The organism is Enterococcus sp. AZ080 (assembly GCF_051714945.1).
Taxonomy (GTDB): domain Bacteria; phylum Bacillota; class Bacilli; order Lactobacillales; family Enterococcaceae; genus Enterococcus_B; species Enterococcus_B pernyi.
The window spans coordinates 1,322,059-1,343,860 of record NZ_JBIOSV010000001.1; the positions used below are offsets into that span (position 1 = coordinate 1,322,059).

Below are 21,802 nucleotides of genomic sequence, written 5' to 3' on the forward strand. Positions count from 1 at the left end.
GTAAAAAGGGATAATTGTCGTTACTTTTGTGTTACTTTTTGATTACGTGAAGATTACAAAAAGTAAATAATTGAAGATTCGTTTGAGTTTCAATAAAATAAAACGTATAATTTAAATGATTAAGTTTCGTTTAAGAGGAAGTTTTATTTACTGTTTCATTTGAGGAGGAATTTGAATGCAAGAGCTGAGAACCCGTAGCGCTCGACACCATAGGCCCAAAAGGAAAATGACCATCAATAAAAAAGCCATTGCACCTTTAGTGGGGACAAGCCTATTAGTTGGGCCAATGTTGGTCACAGCAACACCACAAACTGTACGTGCGGATGAGTTAGATGTCGCATCTTCTGCCGATCCGCAAGCATTTATCAATCAAATCGGATGGGCTGCTTCTGAAGTTGCAGCAAGCAATGACTTATATGCATCTGTCATGATTGCACAAGCATTACTTGAAAGTGCTTATGGTACATCTGGATTATCAAGTGCACCATATTACAACTTATTTGGAGTCAAAGGTAGCGCAGGTCAATCTGTGGTATATATGAATACGCAAGAATATTTGAATGGTCAATGGGTAACGATGAACGAACCTTTCCGTCGCTATTCATCTTATTGGGAATCATTCCAAGATCATGCGAATGTTTTACGATCTACTAGTTTTTCGACAGGCGATTATCATTATTCAGGTGTATGGAAAAGTAATACAACCAGCTATTATGATGCAACAGCTTATTTAACTGGACGTTATGCAACAGATCCTAATTACGCATACAAATTAAATGAATTGATCAGCACATATAATCTGACTCGCTTTGATACACCATCAACTGGTTCAACAACAACTAGTACGACAAGTACCACAACGACCAGTACGACAACCTCTACAACGACTACGACAAGTAGTAACCAAACTTATACTGTCGTCTCTGGAGATACACTTTGGGATATTGCTCAAAAATTTGGTATGTCCGTCGATGATCTGATGGCAAAAAATGGCATGACGATGTCAAATTATTCATTATTGGTTGGACAAGAAATCAATGTCTAACTTTATATCAACTTAAAAATAGAGGCATATCATTGGATATGCCTCTATTTTTTGCTTCTCCAGTAAGAATCACTCGCAGAAGTACCTCTTTTGTATTATGATTAATAGAGAAGCAAATGAAGGGGGAAAAAACATGACACAGATTTATCAGTCGATCACAGAATTGATCGGTAAAACACCTATCGTTCGATTAAATAAGATGGTTCCAGAAGGAGCTGCGGATGTTTTTGTTAAATTGGAATTCTTCAATCCAGGTGGAAGCGTGAAAGACCGTATTGCCTTGAATATGATTGAAAAAGCAGAACATGATGGAATATTGAAACCGGGTGATACAATCATTGAACCAACTTCAGGGAACACTGGTATTGGTTTAGCGATGGTCGGTGTAGCAAAAGGATATCATGTGAAACTTGTCATGCCTGAAACGATGAGTATCGAGCGTCGCTTATTGATGAAGGGCTACGGAGCAGAACTAATTTTGACTCCAGGGACAGAAGGCATCAGTGGTTCAATCAAAGAAGCAAAACGTCTGGCTGAAGAAAATGGGTATTTCTTGCCTCTGCAATTTGAAAACCCAGCTAATCCATTAGTTCATGAAAAAACGACTGGTCCAGAAATCCAAGCGGCGTTTGGTGTGAATGGGTTGGATGCGTTTGTCGCAGGAATCGGTACTGGTGGAACGATCACCGGTGCGGGACACGAATTAAAACGGATCAATCCAGCGCTTAAGATCGTTGGGGTTGAACCAGCCGAATCTGCCGTTTTAGAAGGAAAAGAACCTGGTCCACACAAAATCCAAGGCATCGGAACAGGGTTTGTTCCGGATACGTTAGATACGAATGTATATGATCAAGTCTTATCAGTATCTAGTGAGCAAGCAATGATCACAGCTCGCCGTATGGGGCAAGAAGAAGGTATCTTAGTGGGTGTTTCTGGAGGAGCTGCAGTTGAAGCTGCACTTAATGTAGCTAAAGAACTAGGTGCTGGAAAAAAAGTTCTTGCGATTATTCCTGATAACGGAGAACGTTATTTGTCTACTCCTTTGTATCAGGATATGTAAGTCTACGTGAAAATCTGAATAAAAAGTGTGAAATAATGGTGAAACATCTGTTATTTTACACTTTTTTTGCATAAAATAGGCAAAATTATAAAATTCTTTTCTTTTTCTTTCCATAATATGTAGATTTAAAAAAATAAAAATAGTATGATAATAAAAGAACAATAAGGTGGGGTTTTGTTTATATGGAAAATAAAAAAGTAGAAGCGGCGATCGAGCAGCTGAAAAAAGAAAATATTCGGATTACGCCGCAAAGATACGCAGTTTTAGAGTATCTGATTGAGCATCGTTCGCATCCAACTGCAGATGAAATCTACAAGGCGCTTGAGCATCGCTTTCCTAATATGAGTGTTGCTACAGTTTACAATAATTTACGATTGTTCACATCGATCGGGTTTGTTCAAGAAATGAAATATGGTGATGCATCAAGCCGATTTGATTTTAGTTCACAAAGACATTATCATGTGATTTGCCAAAATTGTGAGACGATCGTCGATTTTCATTATCCAGGGCTAGAAGATATTGAAATGGCGGCGGGGCGCTTAACTGATTTTGAAATCCATGATCATCGTTTAGAATTATATGGGCTATGTCCGAATTGCAAAAAATAAATCGTGCGAACATCTGAAACATCGATAAGGTCAAATGACTTTGTTGATGTTTTTTTGTCTTTTATTTGTGACGTGTAGAAAAACATGGAATACCTACTCCTATGAAACTAAGAGGAAAACACACTAACAGTTTTAAGAAAGGTGAAAATATTTATGCGATTTTTTATGCGATTTCGTATTCATTCACAAGCATAGAGGTGTTAGTTTAAAACATCACAAAAAGAACGTTTGTTTATCAGCGTTTTAAATCGAAAATGCGCAAAATATGATAAGTAAGCACTTGTGAATTCACAAGCATAAAACTGTTGGATACGTTTTAATTTTGCTATAGTAAAAATTGTTAAAGGACAAATCGTTTATCGGAGGGACACACATGAAAGTAGTAGTAATCGGCTGTACCCATGCAGGAACAGCAGCAGTAAAAAGCATCTTAAAAAACAACCCAGAAGCAGATGTTACAGTTTATGAACGTAACGACAATGTTTCATTTTTATCTTGTGGGATCGCATTGTATGTTGGAGGCGTCGTGAAAGACCCAGCAGGCTTGTTCTATTCAAACCCTGAAGAGTTAGCTTCGTTAGGTGCGAAAGTGAAAATGGAACATGATGTCACTGATGTTGACACAGAAAACAAACAAGTCACAGCGAAAGATTTAAAAACTGGCGAAACTGAAACAGTTTCTTATGACAAATTAGTAATGACTACTGGTTCATGGCCAATCATCCCGCCAATCAAAGGGATCGAATCTGAAAATATTCTTTTATGTAAAAACTATAATCAAGCAAACGAAATCATTGCTAAAGCAGAAGAAGCGAAGAAAGTAGTGATCGTTGGTGGTGGTTATATTGGGATCGAATTAGTCGAAGCGTTTGTCGAGTCTGGCAAAGAAGTGACATTGATCGATGGTTTAGATCGTATCTTGAATAAATATCTTGATAAACCATTTACGGATGTGTTAGAAAAAGAATTGGTTGATCGTGGAGTTACTTTAGCTTTAGGTGAAAACGTTTCTGAGTTCATTCCAGATGAGAATGGTAAAGTAAAACAAGTAACTACAGCTAGCCAAACATTTGATGCGGACATGGTTATTTTGTGTGTTGGTTTCAGACCAAATACAAAATTAGTAGAAGGTAAAGTAGAAACATTGCCAAACGGCGCAATCAAAGTAAATGAGTACATGCAAACAAGCAATCCAGATATTTTTGCAGCGGGCGATTCAGCAGTTGTCAATTATAACCCAAGTGGTACGCAAAACTACATTCCTTTAGCAACAAATGCAGTCCGTCAAGGATTGTTAGTAGGAAACAATTTAACAGAGCAAAAAATGGCTTATCGTGGAACACAAGGAACTTCTGGTTTGTACTTATTCGGTTGGACGATCGGTTCAACAGGTGTAACAACAGAAAGTGCCCCAATGAATAACTTGGATGTCCAAGCAACACTATTTGAAGATAACTATCGTCCAGAATTCATGCCAACGACTGAAAAAGTCATGATGGAATTAGTATATGAAAAAGGAACAAATCGTATCGTAGGCGCACAATTCATGTCTAAATACGACATCACTCAATCTGCTAATACGATGTCATTAGCGGTTCAAAATAAAATGACTGTTGAAGACTTAGCTCTTTCTGACTTCTTCTTCCAACCTCATTTTGACCGTCCTTGGAACTACTTGAATCTTCTTGCACAAGCAGCTCTAGGAGAAATCGAGACAGCTCAATAATTGGTCAAAGCGTCATAGACGAGCCATCTGGAAGCAATATTGTTTCCAGTTGGTTCTTTTTTTTGGAACTCAACTGGCTATTTAAAGGTCAAAATTTTTTATTGACACTTTTTGTTTTATTTCTCACGAGACAGGAATGGTTTGTTGCAGACTTCACCAGTTGCAATTAGTTGTTTTCCTTTGTTTTTTTTGTCAAAATAATAGATGTAATTAATTTCCAACAAAGCAGATGTAGTGAGTTGGACTAGAGGAGGATCATTATGGAAAAAGAATATTTTGTACAACAGGATAATTTTATTGAAGATTATAAAAAAGTGACAGGGAATGAAACGATCGATATCGATTCTTTAGCAGAAGAAGTGATCAATCAATTAAATGAAACTCAAGCAGAAGAATTCGTTTTATCTGGAGATGAGACAACAGATGGTGAGGACCATCAATTTCCGTTTAGTCGACGGATCTATACCGATGAAAATGATGGAACATTGAATACAGAGTATACGTATGAAGGACAACCATACGAGCTACGAACGGATGACGAAGTACAATAATAAACGTTCTATCGAGCGTGAGCGTCATTCTCTAAGCTGCTTGTAGATTAGATATTAGACCTTTTCATAGAGGAGAGCATATACTAATACAAGCAGCCTTTTTTTCTAGCATACATATATTCCGAAAAGTGAAAACTAAATATAAAAACCACTAAAACATTTTAAAAAAATTCAACCAATCCTTTCTTGCTTCAATTCTTGTTTTTACGTATACTAATTTTAAAGAGAGGGATAATAATGTTGAATTTAGAAAACTATTTAAAAGCTGGTCAAACGATCGTTTCCAATCTTTTGCTTAAAAATTATCATCGTATCGGCTTACAAGCAGATGAATTTTTATTTATATTACAGTTGCATATGGCACAATCAGAAGGAGATTCATTCCCGGATCTGATGAATATTTCCCAGAATATGGGCGTTAAGCAAGAAAAAGTTTTTCAAATTTTGAATCGATTGGTCAGTGGTCATTTCATAGCGATCGAAACTACACTTATTGATGGACGTAAAGCGGATCGCTATGATTTGACACCAACGTATGTGCATTTAGAAAGATTATTAGAAAAAGACTCTCTAAAGCAAGAAGAAGAAGTCCAAGAAAAAACGACACGTTCAGTCTATCAATTATTTGAACAAGAGTTTGGACGGCCCTTATCCTCTATTGAATTCCAACGGATCGGACAGTGGTTGGAAGAGGACCATTATCATCCGGAGATTTTGAAATTAGCTTTACGGGAGGCTGTATTGAACCAAGCGTATAGTTTCAATTATATCGACCGTATCTTATTATCTTGGGAACGGAAAAATTTAAAAACCAAACAGCAAGTAGAAGAAGATCAAAAACGCAGAAAGCAGCAACTGCTTCAAAAAGAAATCGATCAGCCAGCCCAACAAGAAGAGCTGCCAAAAGTATCATTAAAGAATTGGCTGGAAGAATGGGAGTAATATGTTAGGTAAACAACGTACAATGGAAGCTTTTGAGAAAATGTATGAGATGTTTCCAGAAGCGCATGGAGAATTACAACATAAGAATCCTTATGAATTATTGATTGCCGTCATTTTAAGTGCACAAGCGACAGATGTTTCGGTCAATAAGGCAACACCTGCTCTATTTCAGGCTTTTCCAACTCCTGAGGCGTTAGCTAAAGCCCCACTAGAAGAGATCATTCCTAAAATAAAAACAATTGGATTGTATCGGAATAAAGCGAAAAACATTAAAGCATGTGCGCAACAGCTGATTGATCATTTTGAAGGACAGGTCCCTCAGACAAGAGAAGAGTTGGTCTCATTACCTGGTGTGGGTAGAAAAACAGCAAATGTGGTGCTTGGGGATGCATTTGGGGTGCCAGCTATAGCAGTTGATACTCACGTAGAACGTGTGACGAAACGACTAAGAATCTGTAAATTGGATGCGTCAGTACAAGAAGTTGAACAAACATTGATGAAAAAGGTGCCGGAAAATTTATGGGTAAAAACGCATCATACATTGATTTTCTTTGGACGGTATCACTGTACTGCTAGAAGTCCCCACTGTGAAGTATGTCCTTTACTGGATATGTGCCAGGATGGCAAAATGCGAATGAAAAATCCTGCAAACAAACACTTAAAATAAGAAAGAAGAGGTCATGACAGAAGTGTTTAGCCTCAATCAATAAGGCACCATCCACGAAAATTGTTCGTCCAATTTTTGTGGATGGTGCCTTATTTCTGAATTAGTTACTTTTATTCTTGCCATTTATTCGATTTTTGAATATGTGAGCGGAGGAAAATCCCACTTTTTTTTGTAAAGAAAAAAATGTTGAGAAAAACACATGAGAGTAAAAGAATAAATAATTGTTTATAACATTACGAGCAAATTTGCTGAATGATACAAACGAGAATTATTTCGACGAAATAAATAATAAAGGATTATCAGGATAATAAAATAAATCAGTTATTTTATTATGATGTTTTTATAAAATATGTATGTTTGAATTAGGCAATTATAACACATTTAATTTATTTATTTTGTTTTAAGTATGTTATATTTTTAGTTTTAAATAAAAGAGTTTTCTGTTAGAATTTAATTATAGAGGAGGAATTATATGATTAAAAAAACATTGCTTTTATCAACTTTAGTTTTAACGATGGCGGGATGCGCTACATCTGCCCAAGGAGAAGACTCAACTAGTACAACAAATGAGACACAGAAGGAAACACCGGTCATTACTCTTTCGGATGTAGAAGAAGCACAACAAGAATGGGCAGAGAATATTATTGCGATTGGTGAAGCTAGTTTGGAAAGTGACGAAAAAGCCGAAGAAAAAGCGCTTGAGACACTGGAAAATCTATATGCTTACGATGACGGTCAAGTGCTCTTCAAACCAACGAAAGCTGCGGAAGTACCATTTCGTGGAACAAAAGATGAAGCACTATCTTATTTTGTTGGTGGGGACATCGCAGAAGATGGTGGATTTGCCTTAGAGCCTTGGACAGATATCCGCTTTGATAATCACGATACGATCTTGAACGGTGATACAGCGATTTCTTCAGGTGTATATTACTTTACTTCAGGGGAGACCAACCAAGAAGTCAAAGTTGAATACACATTTGGTTATATCATGGATGAGGATGGCGACTTGAAAATCCAGTTACATCACTCAAGTGTGCCATTCGGATAAGAAAAAGATGTATGGCTAAATCAACAAAAATGGCTGACTATCCTGCTTGATCTTCTAACGCTTCCACCATGTAAGAGTGATACATAATGTAGGGTAGTCAAACGAATCATCGAAATAAATTATAGGCACCAACTGAAATGATTTTAAACAATATTTGTAAAACAATTGGAGGATCAAACGAGGTAACTCATTGGTTCTTCAGTTTTTTTTGCTAGGTATCGTATGTAAAAAATCAATAAATTTCTTTTAAATTTATTGGTATAAAATAAATTCAAGAATATAATTATTGGAATTTTACGCATAAATATTCTAACATTAGATTGTACTTGTATTTTTATAATAGTTATTTTAGGTTATCTTTAAAGAGAACGAAATTTTACTCTGTTTTCATGTCAAATAATTACTATAAAACAACAAGTATCTTTTGTTTTCTAAATAGTAAGAATATTTTTGCTATTTAAAAATGACAGAAAAAGATTGAGGTGATGTTATACTATTTGAATTTTTACATTTCAACTATAGATTGAGGAGAAAATAAATATGCTGCCAGATAAATTAATATTATTATTCATTACAAAAACACAATTTTTACAAATGAAGGTATTAAAAGAAATGAAACATGGAGCAGTCTCAATAAAAAAGCTGGAAGATGAAATGGATCTAACAAAAAGACAAGCAAGGAAGATACTTCAAAATTTGATGAGAGAGTATGATGAAAGTGAAATTTCAAAAAAAACGCACACCTCTTTGATTATAGATAAAGATGAATTGCGCTGTATGCCACAACTAACCGATACGGAATATCTCGAATTGATCAATATTTTTCAAGAAAGATATTTTGCAGAGTCAAATTTGTATCAGACATTGTTATATGTGTTGGAAAAAAGGAAATTCAGTGTTTCAGATATCGCAAAATATCTAATCTATAGTGAGTCACATGTATACAAACTTTTAGGAAAGTTGAAAGAATTGTTTCAATTACTAAAAATTGATATTCGATTGATGAAGGTCAATGAAACATTGATTGAGTTAACAGGTAGTGAATCTACTATACGTATGTTGCATTATCTGGGAATTGCAGTCATTTCAAAAGGAAACTATTGGTTGTTCAAAACGATTACACAAGAAGAAGTAATCAACTTACGCTTATCCATCAACTTTGATCATTACCAAAAGTTATCTCCGCTAGGGAAAAAGCGTATCAACTATTTATTAGCGGTTAGTTTGATATCATTGAAAAATGGGTACCAAATCCAGGATCTATCCTCAGAACTCGTGGAGCTGGGAGAAACAGTCTATAAGGAGGAGATGGATGCGTGTTTAGAAAAGCTGACTGTCAAAAAGATGATAGATGGCACAAATGCACGAAATGAATGTATCCATTTCGCCTTTCTATCCAACTATTTTGCACAAGATTTAAATAAGAAAGAAGAAAAAGAAGAACTGGGAAGAAAGCTAGGGGAGCTAAAGAAGAATTCAATCGTCACCAAATGTAAAAAATTACTCACGTGCATGATTGATTACTTTCATATACCAGAAACGATTTTTTACCAACTACTCTATTATTTGACAAACAAATTAGTCACTATCCATCATTTGGAATTATATAAATTTATGCCTATATATCATGATGCATTACCAACAAATCGTTATGGAGCCTATATAGAGCGTTGCATCGATAAAAACTTAAAATCTTACCAAAATGAGCCTTCTTACCATCACATCAAAAATAGTTTTGTGCAAGTCATCTTAGGAAGCTTGGCCTCCAACAGTCTTAAATCTGAACATAAAGTTTATGTGGAATTTTTTAACCTTCCAGAATCTAAAAATATAGTCGAAAATGTTATTACTCATTACTACAATAATAAACGAATAAAAATCGTAGAATCGTATGATCATGCTGATATCGTTATTTCGGATACCCATGGATACGAAGATAAAGATTTATTTTATTTTAAGCATATCTCAGATAAGGATTCATGGACGAGGTTGGGATCGTATTTTAATAAAGTCATCGTAAATACGTACAAATTTTGACCACCGATTGACTAAATAACATAATCAGATATGACAAATCGAAGTTATTTGCTAAATCTGTTTATCATCTCTTGGTTTAAATGAACAATAAATGAATAATAGTTTTGATTTTCACAATAAATAAACACTTATTTATAAAGGTTTGTGTTTATTTTATATGTTAATTTGTGATTTATTGAACAATAAAAGCGTGCTATTTTTAAATAAGTTATTATGTTATAAAAATAATGTAACAAAAAAATATTGGAAGGAAGGTATGATATGAAAAAAAGATTATTGGGTAGTGTTGTTTTGGTTTTAAGTCTAGGAGGAATAATTTTTGGTGCGACAAAAGATGTTTCTGCACATGGGTATGTAAGGGAACCAATTAGTCGAGGATACCAAGGGTCATTAGATGCTCGCACCAACTGGACTGCAGCATTTCAGAAATATGGGGCAGTGATCAATGAGCCACAATCTTTAGAAGCATTGAAAGGCTTCCCAGCAGCAGGACCAGCGGATGGACGAATTGCTTCTGCAAATGGTGCATTAGGTTTTGAGTTAGATCAACAAACAGCAACTTTATGGACAAAGCAAGATATCAGTACTGGTCCTAATAATTTCACTTGGCATTTTACGGCAAATCACCGGACCGCGAAATATCATTACTACATCACGAAAAATGGTTGGGATCAAAACAAACCACTTGCGAGAGAGGATCTAGAGTTATTATCGGAAATCGATGGTGGCGGACAATCTTCTGCGAATATTAGCGCAACGCACACAGTCAATATTCCAGAAGACCGAATGGGGTATCACGTTATTTTAGCAATTTGGGATATTAGTGATACTGCGAATGCTTTTTACAATGTGATTGATGCGAATATCAAGAGTAATGGAGCAATACCAGTCGTACCAAATAAACCAACGAATGTCAGAGCAGTGAATACGACAAAACAGTCAGTCTCACTTTCTTGGGATGCACAAGCAGCTGTTGAAAAATACAATGTGTATCGTGATGGTCAACTGATTACTACAACTTCTGCGAACAACTATCAAGATAATCAATTAACAGCAAATACCACGTATAAGTACGAAATCGAAGCAGTATCGTTTACCGGACAAGTATCTGAAAAAAGTGATGCGCTTCAGGTAACAACGTTAGCAGATAACGAAGTAGAAGTGCCAACAAGACCAGGTAACTTACATTCAATGGGGGAAACGATGAACTCAATCTCATTGATGTGGAATCCTTCGAGCCACTCTGCAGGAATCAAAACATATGAAATCTATAGAGATGGCCAATTAGTTGGTAAAACTGCAAATACCACTTATCTAGATACTGGGTTGAATGCGGGGGCTCAGTATACGTATACGATCAAAGCAGTGAGCAATGATTCTATTCGATCAGAGGCAAGCAATCGCTTAGTGATTTCAACAAAAACAAATGAAATTGCACCACCAAGTGAACATCGTCAATTTGAGTTAGGAAGTTTGTTTAATCCTGTGAGATATACTAAGGATGAAATTATTTTTCATGAGGGAAAACTTTATACGACACTAGTTACTCATGATAATTATGGGGACCCATCTTGGGCGCCAGATAGTGCCGCTAGTTTATTTAGAATTAAATAACTTTTAAAAGTCTTTTAGTCTTTTGAATTAATTTAGGATTCCAATAGAATAACTTTTTTATAGAAAGCTTAAAATCTCAGAGGGCCATTTATTGTAGATAAATAAAAATAGTGGATTAGTGTTATTAATTACGCCTTAAAGAGGCTATACAATTTGTATAGTCTCTTTTTTATTGTTATCTCTCGAATCTGAAATCTATAAAAAAACTTTAAAAAAACTTCGTCTTCTAAAGAATTTTTTTCTCTAAGTCGGGAAATACAATACCTCGAAATAAAAAAACAGATTGTTTATAGTGAAGTTGTTATGTGAAAGGGGGAAGGTAAGTGGAAGAGATTCTTGAACGATTAATATCGAATGATTACAAAAAACGTGTCGTATTTATCTTGAATACTTTAGAAAGAAGAAAAAATGTGACCGTTCAATATCTTGCAAAAAGTCTCAAAGTAACTAGAAGAACGATTACCAATGATTTAAAAACGATTCAAGATGAATTTTCCGACACAATTGAAATATTGACTTCCTATAAAGGGGTCAGCATGTTTGTATTGAACCATTTTAAATTATTCGAGAAAAAAAAATCTTATTACATGAATGAAGACTTAGTAAAAGTGACAACAAGTATCCTTACAGGTGAACTGAAGCAGGTGATCGATTGGAGCTGGGAATTACATTACTGTGAGAAAACAGTGATCCAAAAAATGCGAAAGCTAAAGAAAATCTGCCATCAATATGGTTTGAATTTAAAACTTTCACCGGTTGAATTTTTAGGGAAGGAGATCAGAATCAGAAAACTGTTTATTGATCTTTACATTAAATCAGCTTATCTAGAGATCGAAGATTATTGCCCCTATAAAAATGAAATGGAAGAAATAACCAAAATCGTTTTGGCGTTATGTTCGGATGTTTCCCAATCAATCACAAAGAAAATACTTGCTTTAACTTTTATCCGGTTTGGAAAAGATAAATTATATATCCAGTCGCGATTGTTAGATTGGTTTAGAAACAATCCCTTAACGAATCAATTATTCGTTGAATTTATTCAATTAGATTGTTTCAAGACCTATTCTAAAGAAGTCATTTTTGAAGAATGTTGTTTTATAGCTTGTATGATCCATTTACATGAATGTTATTACACAGAGATAGAAAAACACAATAAAGGATTTGCAGAATACTTTGGTTTTTCCGAGACAGTCAAACATTTAGTTTTAGATCTCAAGAGTGTTCTCGGGAATCGGATCCAAGTTGATAATGAGCAACTGTATTCAATTGTCAATTGCTTTTTATTTCAAGAGAAAATCAAACAGGAACTTGAAATTGATTTTTCATATAACGATGAAGAATCGGCGATGTTGATTGATTCAATCAACCGGCGACTATATAAAGAAATGAATACAGTCATCAAAAAAAATAAAGCGATCCAAAAGAATTTCCTTCAAAAAAGATGTGCTTCGTCATTTACTTCTGACTTATTACTTTTCTTATATACGAACAAGGCATGTGAAGTTTTAAGTACAGTTGTTGTTGCATTGAAACGAGGATTTTTAACGGATTTTGCATTAAATGAAATTATTGAAAGATATCTACACACCAGAGCAAGTATCATGTACCAGGAACAATTGGAAACCATTGAAAATCCACTTGATGTAGATATCTTAGTGACAAATATTCTACCATTTCCGTATCAAGTTGGGGATAAAACCAAAATGTTTTATCTACCAGAAAAAGCAGATATTGATCGAACGATGGACGTCGTTTCAGATTTGCTTGTTACGGATTTTAGATAATAAAAAAGATAACTTATGTCGTTTAGGAGGACAAGTTGAAAAACTCAAAGACTTGGTATTATAAATTACTTTTACTATTTTTATTTCTTGTATTCGCGTATACGGCAAATCGGACCATCCTAATTTACGAGAATTTCCGACAACAGACAGAAGATATCGCACAAGTCTTGGTTCGCACAATCGACCAATTGGGACTAGAAGTTAGTCGCTTTGAGTTTGATTTTAACTATAGTATAGCAAGTATCATTGGTACATTTACAATCGTGGGGGGGCTTGCTCTTGGTATCTTGTATCACTCAGGCATGCCGAAACATACAGAGTTTGAATACGGAAGTGCCAGATGGGGCAACAAAAAAGACATAAAGCCGATGATGGATAAAAAAAAAGACAACAATATCATTCTCACAAAAAGTGAATCGCTGTCTATGTCTGGTCGTATGAAGATCACTAAGTCTAATAACTTTAATCGGAATAAGAATGTTATCGTAGTAGGAGGAGCTGGATCAGGGAAAACAAGGTTCTATGTAAAACCTAATTTGATGCAACTACATTCTTCCTATGTCGTCAGTGATTCTAAAGGACTCTTGTTAAGCGAAACAGCAACGATGTTTAAAGAGGCCGGATATGAAATCAAGGTTTTTGACTTGATCACGCGGGAAAATACAGACTACTATAATCCTTTTACTTACATCCGTACTGAAGACGATATTTTAAAAGTCGTCAACAACTTGATCAAAAACACTTCAGATCCAGAAAAAAAGGGTGGCGATGATTTTTGGGAGAAAGCTGAGACAGCCTTATTGATGGCTACATTCAGTTATCTTTTGCAAGAAGTTGATGAAGAAGATCAAACATTGACGAATGTCGTTGAAATGGTCCGCTTAGCAAACTGTCCAGAGGATGTGCCAGATTATGTTTCCCCACTAGATGTGATTTTCAATGAACTTGAAGAAAAAGATCCTACCAACTTTGCAGTCGCGCAATACAAAATTTTCAAATTAGCGGGGGATCGCACCGCAAAAAGTATTTTAGTCAGCTTAGGAGTACGATTATCACCTTTTGATATTCCGAATATCAAAAAAATCGTGAGTAAAGATACGTTAGCATTAGACACGGTTGGGGACAAGAAAACGATTATCTATATTTTATTATCAGATACAGATACAAGTTTCAATTTCTTAGCAAGTATGCTGTACCAACAATTATTCGATAGCTTAGTTTACAAAGCAGACAATGTCTACAAAGGTCGTCTACCACATCATGTGCGATGTGTCTTAGATGAATTTGCCAATATAGGACAGATTCCAGACTTTGAAAAAGTGATTTCAGTGATTCGAAGTCGTGAGATATCAGTCAATGTGATCTTACAAAACATTAGTCAGCTTAAAAATTTGTACAAAGATACTTGGGAAACAATCATCGGGACCAGTGACGTTTTTCTTTATTTAGGTGGAATGGAGTTAAGCACCCATGAGTATATCTCTAAATTACTAGGAAAGAAAACGATCCAGCACAAGAACGTTAGCATCACCAAAGGTAGTAATGGGAACTACAGTGAAAATTATCAAAAAATGGGTCGGAATTTATTAGATGTAGATGAAGTGGCGAATCTTAGTGGAACAAAAGCGATTTTGAAGATTCGTGGAATAGTTCCGTTTATCTCAGAAAAATATGATATTACGAAACATAAAAATTATAAAAAACTCGGAGATGTGACTCCAAAGAATTGGTACGAACGAAATCAATCACCAGAAAATGAAGAGGAGAATAAATAGAAATGAACAATAACCAACAATTATTACAGGATGTATTTAACTTGATTTCAAGATTTACGATGGTTGGCGGAGGATTATGGATTATTTGGGGAACTGTTATCTTAGCCGGAGCATTAAAAGATAAAAATGGACCACAGCTACAACAAGGGATCTGGCAAGTCGTCGGCGGTGCATTGATTTTAGTTGCCGCAGTTTGGTTCGTGACCGCATTTGATGTCGGCTCACTTTTAAGTAGGTAAAAAATTTTTTATAGAAAGAAGGTTAATCAGTGCGCTCAGCGATAATGATGCTATTTGATCGAATGATGGAATATTTAAATGGGGACAATATTGCAGAAACCTTAAGCCGTGGTTTGCAAGATTACATGGCAGATGCCTATCGAGTAGCAGGAATCATCCAACAAACGATTATAGCTCCAGTTGCATTTTCAATACTAGCGATATTCATCTTATTTGAATTTCAAAAAATTTCTTTAAAAGTTGAGAATGCAGGTGGTGCTCCAACTTTGGGATTTGAAATGATCATGAAAGCATTTGTAAAATTTATTATTTGTTATATTGTCATCTTAAGAATCCAAGTGATTCTCGATGCCATTGTCGCATTAGGGGCGATGTTAGCAGGGCAAATAATGGCCCTAAATAGAGATGATTTTTTAAGTTCTTATCGCAATGTAGTCGATTCAGCAGTAAGAAGTCTTTCGTGGTGGGAAGTAATGGTCGTATTAATGATTTTTGTTGTTCTATTTTTAGTTTCTTTAGTGGTAGGGGTCTTTATCAATGTCATTGTCTATATAAGATTTTTTGAATTATATATATTTAGTGCGATTGCTCCTATTTCGATGGCGGCATTACCCCACCAAGAATTTTCATCGATGGCAAAAGGATTTTTCAAGAATTTTGCAGCTTCCTCCTTACATGCTGTAATGATCGCATTAGTATTGACCATTTATCCTTTGATTTTTGTGAATTTCTTAAATAGTCATAGGAGTGGCATGTGGTCGCTGATTTTTGGTTTGACGATTTACATGATTGCTTTGATGTTTGCAATAAATAAGACAAAAGGATGGGCGAAAATGATTGTATCCGCCTCATAGAAAGGAATAAAAGTAATGGCAATTGAAGTCAAAGTCCATAAAGATGTACGTGAATATAAAGAGCGGATCGTAGCAGGTATGAGTGTCAGACAACTAGGGTTTCTTTCCGTCGCGGTACTGATTAATATCGTGATCAGTTTTGTCTTTGTTCGCTTTTTTGGTTACTCCATGGACGTGATCAGTTGGCTGATGATTCTCGTTTCAATGCCAATCGTCGCCTTTGGGTGGCTAAAAAAAGAGGGACTGCCTTTTGAACGTTATTTGAAATACTATTTTATTTACCATTTTGATCAAGGAGTAGTTGTGTATGAAGAATCTGATCGGCCCCAATTTAATGAAGGTGAACTTCAGACAAAACAAGAATAAGAAAAATACGCAAGAAGAAAAAAAATCTTTTTTACTTTTTGAAGAAATCTACGATAACGGTATTTGTTTAATTGCTGAGAAAGAATACTCTCTAACGATCAATATTGACGATATCAGTTATCAGCTTTGTTCCGAAGAACAACGTATGCAGATATTCATTAAATATTGTGAGTTTCTAAATTCTTTAGATGCTTCCATAGATTACAAAGTCACGTTAGTAAAAAAGAAAAAAACAGTTGAAGAATTGAACCATGTGCTTTTTAAAGAAAAAAATGAACGATATGATGATAAATACCGCCAAGAAATGAATGACTATTTAAAGTTGAAGATCAACGAAAAGAAAAATGCGTTTGAAAAGAAAATTTTTATCACCTTTACTCAAAAACACGAGAATCAGTCATTTGCTGAAAGAGAGTTATTCTTGGTTGCCGATCAAGTGGATCTATTCGCTCGAAAAATTGGCTCGACGATCCATATTTTAAAAGGAGAAGAACGCAAAAAATTGATTGGTCAAATATTAAACAATGAGAATCACGAATTGCTACCAAAGCGAATCGAGCTTAAATCTGATAAGCGCTTGATCAAGGTGGACGACAAACTAAATCAGACGCTCTATTTGGATGGCTATCCGGCTGAACTATCAGATGAATGTTTGACAGGCCTTATGGAAATCGATGAAGAAATCACTCTTACGGTTAGTTGCAAACCAATACCAATGGCAAACAGTTTCGACTTAGTAAAGACTAAAATGGCGTATATGGATCAGCAAAAAGTGGATGAACAGCGAAAAGCCTTAAATAGTGGGTACGATTATGACATGCTACCGTATGACTTATCTTATTCCATGGATGAAGCAAAAGAGCTTTTAGATTCATTACAAAGCAAAAGTCAGAAACTATTTGAAGTGACCGTATTGATCAATTTCTATGCAGATAATCAGGAAAAGTTAAATAAAATTGCAAGTAAAATCAAGTCGGTAGGCCGAAGATTTGGCTGTACGATCATTGGATTAGCCTATTTACAGAAGTTTGCTTTAAATACAGTGTTACCAATAGGAAAAAATCATATTCCTTTAAATCGCTTATTGGCAACTTCTGCAGTTTCGGCGTTGATGCCATTTTCGATCGCTGAAATGCTCCATGAGAATGGAAATTATTATGGGATCAATTCTGTGACAAAAAATCTGACGATTCTTGATCGGAAAAAACTAATGGCGCCCAATGGGTTTGTCTTAGGTACACCAGGATCAGGTAAGAGTTTTTCTGTCAAACGGGAAATTGTCAATGTTTTATTAAGAAACGCTGAAGATGAAGTGATCGTCATTGATCCTGAATCAGAATATCAGCATATTTGTTCAGAATTTGATGGCCAAATGGTTCGATTGGCTGGTAATTCAAACACCTGCATCAATCCAATGGATATCAATAGTAACTATGGCGATGATGCAGACCCAATCGCTTTAAAAACCCAGTTTTTGATTTCACTTTGTGAGCTGATCACTGGAGGTATTTTAGGATTATCTTCCCAACAAAAAACAATCATCGACCGAGTATGCCGAAAAATTTACCAAGAACAGACGCAGTTACCGACATTAAAAGAGTTTTATATGGCGCTAAATGTACAGCCAGAAGAAGAAGCAAAGCAATTGGCGATTGAATTAGAACTTTACACAGAAGGTAGTCTAGCACTATTTTCTAAAAAAACAAATGTGGATCTGAATAAACGTTTGATTATTTTTGACATCAAAGATTTAGGAAAACAACTCAAGCCGTTTGGAATGTTAGTTGTGTTAGATCAAATTTGGAACCGAATCACGTTGAATCGAGAATCAGGAATTCGTACATGGTTATATATTGATGAATTACAGTTACTCTTTACAAATGAATACTCAGAAAATTATTTCTTTGAATTGTGGAGTAGGGCAAGAAAGTGGGGCGCTATACCGACGGGGATCACCCAAAATGTAGAGACGTTATTGCTTTCGGATCTAGCTAGAAGAATGCTTTCAAATAGTGACTTCGTTGTTATGTTCAATCAAGCAAAATCTGACCGCTCAGAGTTGACTCGTTTATTCGATATATCGGAAGAGCAGGAAAAGTATGTATTGAATGGAAGTGAAGGTACTGGATTGATGGTGTTTGGGGACACGATCATCCCATTTGAAGACCGACTTCCTAAAGAAACAAGTCTCTATCAAATTATGACAACTAAACCTGGTGAAGAGGTAAAGACAAAGCAAGATTATGAGTGAAACATATGACGGGAATAAACAAGAAAACAACAAGCCGCAAGATTTGTTATCAATCAAATTGAACCGTGTCAGTACGAAAGAGCAAAAAAAGAAAGCATTGAAGAAGCGCCTCCGATTAAAAAAACGTCAACAACAATTAGCAAGAAAAAAAAGAGACAACTTACAGCTGAAAAACAGAAATATCGTTGATTTCAAACAACATATGGTGAAGAGCCAGTCAAGAAAAGATCCATTAAGTAAAGGCGTAACAAGCACAAAAACAAACGACAGTGGTTTTAAAAAGCGCTATCTTATGACAAATAAAAAAAAGTTAAACAAAATAAACAGAAATAAAAAACATAGTACCACTAGAGAAAAGGCCTATTTCATAAAGAATAAACATCGCTCACCTAAAGAAATCGATCATGCGCTTTTAGGAATAAAAAAGAGACAAACTTCATCCAATAATATAGGGACGAATCAGCGAAGTCAGCTTTCTACTGATAAAATCAATAAACAAAAACTAGGATCAAAAAAATTTTATCATAAGAAACAAGAAAAGCTTGACAAAAATATTCTCAATCTAGCTGGAATAAAGAATACACTTACTGCGACTAAACAGACCAGAACTAAGAAGCTTGAAGAGAAACTATTCGGCATCAAAGACAAACTTGAACGTAAACATCAAGTATTAAGTAACTCCAACAAAATCAAACGATTAAAAAAGCAAACAAAAATTCCATCGAAAAAAAAATTCAAACCCAAACTGAAAAAAAATCTGGCACAAACAGCCATAGACACAGTTGGCAGGAACAAAGATGGCGAATTAAATATTCTTGGAGTGCTTTTAGTCTTATTTATTATTCTCAAACTAATCCTCATGTTGTTGTCTGTCAAAGTAATGATGATCTTGGCGGTCGTCATCGTCGTCATCGTCGTTATTATCGCCATCTTTAATTTTATCGCTAGTATATTTACTATAAAAACGGAAGATATGGCATTAGCAGAGGCATATGAGCATATCACACTTTTGGATGCCAGAAAGAACAAAGAAGTACAACGGGTTTTTGAAGATTTTTCAGAAAATTCTGAAATTGAAGAAGTTTATTTTGTTGTAAATGGTGTTGCAAGACCAGATAACAATTTTATCTATAGCTCTGATGCAGATACGTACCTCTATTACCTGAATGCAAAATATGAAGATTATAACATCAGTAAACGTATTTCAGCGAGTAGCAATATCTTTGGTGCAACTAGAGTTCGTGGAGAAGTAGAAGGGATCCATGGGTATACCTTTAATTACACGACAGAAATCGAAACAAGAGAAGTACCAATCATTTATCCTGATGAGCCTAATCCAGAAGAGGATGAATCGGAAGACCCTGATGATTCAGAAGAAGATGAGGAACTAGAAGAAGACCCTGATGATTCAGAAGAAGATGAGGAACTAGAAGAAGAACCAGAAGAATCTGATGATTCAGAAGAAGATGAGGAACTAGAAGAAGAACCAGAAGAATCTGATGATTTAGAAGAAAATGTGGAACCAGAAGAAAAGCCTGCTGATATAGAAGGAGACAAGGAACTAGAAGAAATTGATGATCTAAATGAAGATCACGAGCCTGAAGAAGACCCAGAGGAGCTGGAAGAAGAATCTGAAGCAAATCAAACGAATGAAGGCCCGACTGGGGACCGACACGTTCCCCCTCATAATGAAGAAGATCGTCCAACCCATCGCACGATAAAAGTGGCATTGATCAATATTGAAATCAAAACAATCAGTCAATTCATTGATGAAAATTCAGACACGATGTCGGAGGAAGAACTAGATAAATTCGGACCAATTCAGGAATTGGACCGATTTGAAAATAAATTGTTTTTGCAAAGTCCTTTTGGTATGAATCAAGATGCCATCGTTGTTCAAAAATATGGCTATCGTGGATCAGATGACAGAAATAGACATAACCACATTGAGCTGTTGGCTCAGCCTGGTACCCCTGTCTATGGGATCGATAATTCTGGATCAGGAAGAGTTCATGCTGCTGGGAATGATTATGTAACTATCAATACTTCTTTGAGTAAAAGAGTTGTTTTGTCTCCATTAAAAAATGTCCGAGTGAGAAATGGAGAATGGGTAGATGCCGATACCCTAGTTGGAGAAACGACCGGGAATTTGAAGGTTGAAGTCATTGAACGTCGAACATTCTGGCCAAACAGACACATTTATCCATCTGCTTATATTTTTGATCTGGAATTTCAATATCCATCTGAGATAGAAGGGTTTACACATAATTCTTCAAGATCGATCTCAGGAAGTCTTAAAAATCCTGGACAAATGATTTTACAATGGGAACATCTTGTTCGAGAAGCCTGTGAAAAGTATGGGATTCCAGAGTATGTCAACATGATCTTGGCAATCATCCAAGTAGAATCAGGTGGTGATGCAGAAAGATTCCCTGACATCATGCAGGCCAGTGAGTCACAAGGTTTGTCTCCTAATACGATCGATGATCCAGAACTATCAATTGATCGAGGCACCCACTATTTTGCCCAATTATTAAGTAAAGCGAGAGAATTACATCTGGATGACCGTGCGGCACTTCAAGCCTATAACTACGGAGAAGACTTTTTAAATTGGTTAGCAAATACCAATAAGCAATATAGCTTCTTTCATGCAGAGTTATATGCAAGAGAAAAAAGCAATAGACAAACCGTTCGTTATACCCATCCAGTAGCTTTAGCACATGGATTTTCATGGCGATATGCTTACGGAAATATGTTCTATGTACCTATAGTAACTAACTATCTATGGCTCGAAAACTCAGATTTCCTTGAGGCCGCAATCAACGAGATTGGCACGATTCAAGGTGAGAAATACTGGCAATGGTATGGATTTGAAGGAAGAGTAGAATGGTGTGCGATCTTTGTAAGCTGGGTAGCAGATCAAGTAGGTTATCTCAATCAAGAAAAAATAATCAAGTCTGCTAACTGTTTAGAAATGATCAACTGGTTAACAGAAAAGGGAAACTATAAGAAAGCTTCAGAGAACTATCATCCACAACCAGGTGATTTGATTTTCTTTGATTGGAATGGAGGTGGTACAGGAAAAGATCATGTGGGAATCGTAGAGTTTTCAGATGGAAATATCATTCAGACCATCGAAGGGAATACTGCCAACAAAGTAGCTAGAAGGACCTATTTCGTCAATGATCCAAGTATTTCAGGTTACGGTATTCTTCAATAAAGAAAGAAAAGGATG

17 protein-coding genes are annotated in these 21,802 nt (G+C 35.6%); all 17 read left to right on the plus strand.

From position 1 onward, the window contains the following. The first annotated feature begins 175 nt into the window (after positions 1-175). On the plus strand, positions 176-1,045 hold the full coding sequence (locus tag IGK01_RS06245) for a glucosaminidase domain-containing protein (RefSeq protein ID WP_019724201.1): 870 nt from the start codon (positions 176-178) through the stop codon (positions 1,043-1,045). A 133-nt stretch (positions 1,046-1,178) separates the two neighbouring features. Beyond that, positions 1,179-2,105, plus strand: coding sequence for a cysteine synthase A (gene cysK, locus IGK01_RS06250; protein ID WP_010735567.1), 927 nt, complete (start codon positions 1,179-1,181; stop codon positions 2,103-2,105). 182 nt (positions 2,106-2,287) lie between these two features. Beyond that, positions 2,288-2,713: a Fur family transcriptional regulator gene (locus IGK01_RS06255; protein ID WP_019724202.1), complete on the plus strand. Its 426-nt coding sequence runs from the start codon at positions 2,288-2,290 to the stop codon at positions 2,711-2,713. A gap of 373 nt (positions 2,714-3,086) precedes the next feature. After that, entirely contained in the window at positions 3,087-4,439 is a 1,353-nt protein-coding gene (locus IGK01_RS06260; protein ID WP_010735565.1) for an NADH oxidase, read from the plus strand. A 260-nt stretch (positions 4,440-4,699) separates the two neighbouring features. Then, positions 4,700-4,990 carry a DUF5960 family protein gene (locus tag IGK01_RS06265; protein ID WP_023519579.1) on the plus strand — a complete coding sequence of 97 codons (291 nt, stop codon included), beginning with the start codon at positions 4,700-4,702 and terminating at the stop codon, positions 4,988-4,990. Between the two features lie 237 nt (positions 4,991-5,227). Further along, complete coding sequence (locus IGK01_RS06270; protein WP_010735563.1) at positions 5,228-5,932, plus strand: DnaD domain-containing protein; 705 nt, start codon at positions 5,228-5,230, stop codon at positions 5,930-5,932. 1 nt (position 5,933) lies between these two features. Beyond that, positions 5,934-6,599 (plus strand): endonuclease III, encoded by a 666-nt coding sequence (nth, locus tag IGK01_RS06275; protein ID WP_438840571.1) that lies wholly within the window; start codon positions 5,934-5,936, stop codon positions 6,597-6,599. Between the two features lie 472 nt (positions 6,600-7,071). Beyond that, a complete protein-coding gene (locus tag IGK01_RS06280; RefSeq protein WP_010735561.1) occupies positions 7,072-7,647 on the plus strand; it encodes a hypothetical protein in 576 nt (191 codons plus the stop codon). A 540-nt stretch (positions 7,648-8,187) separates the two neighbouring features. Continuing rightward, complete coding sequence (locus tag IGK01_RS06285) at positions 8,188-9,684, plus strand: helix-turn-helix domain-containing protein (RefSeq protein WP_438840572.1); 1,497 nt, start codon at positions 8,188-8,190, stop codon at positions 9,682-9,684. A 261-nt stretch (positions 9,685-9,945) separates the two neighbouring features. Continuing rightward, complete coding sequence (locus tag IGK01_RS06290; RefSeq protein WP_137072376.1) at positions 9,946-11,298, plus strand: lytic polysaccharide monooxygenase; 1,353 nt, start codon at positions 9,946-9,948, stop codon at positions 11,296-11,298. Between the two features lie 323 nt (positions 11,299-11,621). After that, complete coding sequence (locus tag IGK01_RS06295) at positions 11,622-13,082, plus strand: HTH domain-containing protein (protein ID WP_096081506.1); 1,461 nt, start codon at positions 11,622-11,624, stop codon at positions 13,080-13,082. 35 nt (positions 13,083-13,117) lie between these two features. Continuing rightward, entirely contained in the window at positions 13,118-14,857 is a 1,740-nt protein-coding gene (locus IGK01_RS06300) for a VirD4-like conjugal transfer protein, CD1115 family (RefSeq protein ID WP_438840573.1), read from the plus strand. A 2-nt stretch (positions 14,858-14,859) separates the two neighbouring features. Beyond that, positions 14,860-15,096 carry a hypothetical protein gene (locus IGK01_RS06305; RefSeq protein ID WP_010735554.1) on the plus strand — a complete coding sequence of 79 codons (237 nt, stop codon included), beginning with the start codon at positions 14,860-14,862 and terminating at the stop codon, positions 15,094-15,096. A gap of 29 nt (positions 15,097-15,125) precedes the next feature. Next, positions 15,126-15,950 carry a hypothetical protein gene (locus IGK01_RS06310; RefSeq protein ID WP_062805304.1) on the plus strand — a complete coding sequence of 275 codons (825 nt, stop codon included), beginning with the start codon at positions 15,126-15,128 and terminating at the stop codon, positions 15,948-15,950. A 15-nt stretch (positions 15,951-15,965) separates the two neighbouring features. Next, positions 15,966-16,316, plus strand: coding sequence for a PrgI family protein (locus tag IGK01_RS06315; RefSeq protein ID WP_062805303.1), 351 nt, complete (start codon positions 15,966-15,968; stop codon positions 16,314-16,316). Beyond that, the gene (locus IGK01_RS06320; protein ID WP_077151368.1) at positions 16,258-18,567 is read left to right on the plus strand and encodes a VirB4-like conjugal transfer ATPase, CD1110 family; all 2,310 of its coding nucleotides are present in this window, start codon (positions 16,258-16,260) and stop codon (positions 18,565-18,567) included. The genes IGK01_RS06315 and IGK01_RS06320 overlap by 59 nt, the downstream gene beginning before the upstream one ends. Further along, positions 18,560-21,787: a lysozyme family protein gene (locus IGK01_RS06325; protein ID WP_438840574.1), complete on the plus strand. Its 3,228-nt coding sequence runs from the start codon at positions 18,560-18,562 to the stop codon at positions 21,785-21,787. The genes IGK01_RS06320 and IGK01_RS06325 overlap by 8 nt, the downstream gene beginning before the upstream one ends. Positions 21,788-21,802: the final 15 nt, after the last annotated feature.

Excerpts from the sequence above, each read along its gene's own strand:
- IGK01_RS06245 (WP_019724201.1), top strand. The coding sequence starts at position 176 with ATGCAAGAGCTGAGAACCCGTAGCGCTCGACACCATAGGCCCAAAAGG.
- cysK (WP_010735567.1), top strand. The coding sequence starts at position 1,179 with ATGACACAGATTTATCAGTCGATCACAGAATTGATCGGTAAAACACCT.
- IGK01_RS06255 (WP_019724202.1), top strand. The coding sequence starts at position 2,288 with ATGGAAAATAAAAAAGTAGAAGCGGCGATCGAGCAGCTGAAAAAAGAA.
- IGK01_RS06260 (WP_010735565.1), top strand. The coding sequence starts at position 3,087 with ATGAAAGTAGTAGTAATCGGCTGTACCCATGCAGGAACAGCAGCAGTA.
- IGK01_RS06265 (WP_023519579.1), top strand. The coding sequence starts at position 4,700 with ATGGAAAAAGAATATTTTGTACAACAGGATAATTTTATTGAAGATTAT.
- IGK01_RS06270 (WP_010735563.1), top strand. The coding sequence starts at position 5,228 with ATGTTGAATTTAGAAAACTATTTAAAAGCTGGTCAAACGATCGTTTCC.
- nth (WP_438840571.1), top strand. The coding sequence starts at position 5,934 with ATGTTAGGTAAACAACGTACAATGGAAGCTTTTGAGAAAATGTATGAG.
- IGK01_RS06280 (WP_010735561.1), top strand. The coding sequence starts at position 7,072 with ATGATTAAAAAAACATTGCTTTTATCAACTTTAGTTTTAACGATGGCG.
- IGK01_RS06285 (WP_438840572.1), top strand. The coding sequence starts at position 8,188 with ATGCTGCCAGATAAATTAATATTATTATTCATTACAAAAACACAATTT.
- IGK01_RS06290 (WP_137072376.1), top strand. The coding sequence starts at position 9,946 with ATGAAAAAAAGATTATTGGGTAGTGTTGTTTTGGTTTTAAGTCTAGGA.
- IGK01_RS06305 (WP_010735554.1), top strand. The coding sequence starts at position 14,860 with ATGAACAATAACCAACAATTATTACAGGATGTATTTAACTTGATTTCA.
- IGK01_RS06315 (WP_062805303.1), top strand. The coding sequence starts at position 15,966 with ATGGCAATTGAAGTCAAAGTCCATAAAGATGTACGTGAATATAAAGAG.
- IGK01_RS06320 (WP_077151368.1), top strand. The coding sequence starts at position 16,258 with ATGAAGAATCTGATCGGCCCCAATTTAATGAAGGTGAACTTCAGACAA.
- IGK01_RS06325 (WP_438840574.1), top strand. The coding sequence starts at position 18,560 with ATGAGTGAAACATATGACGGGAATAAACAAGAAAACAACAAGCCGCAA.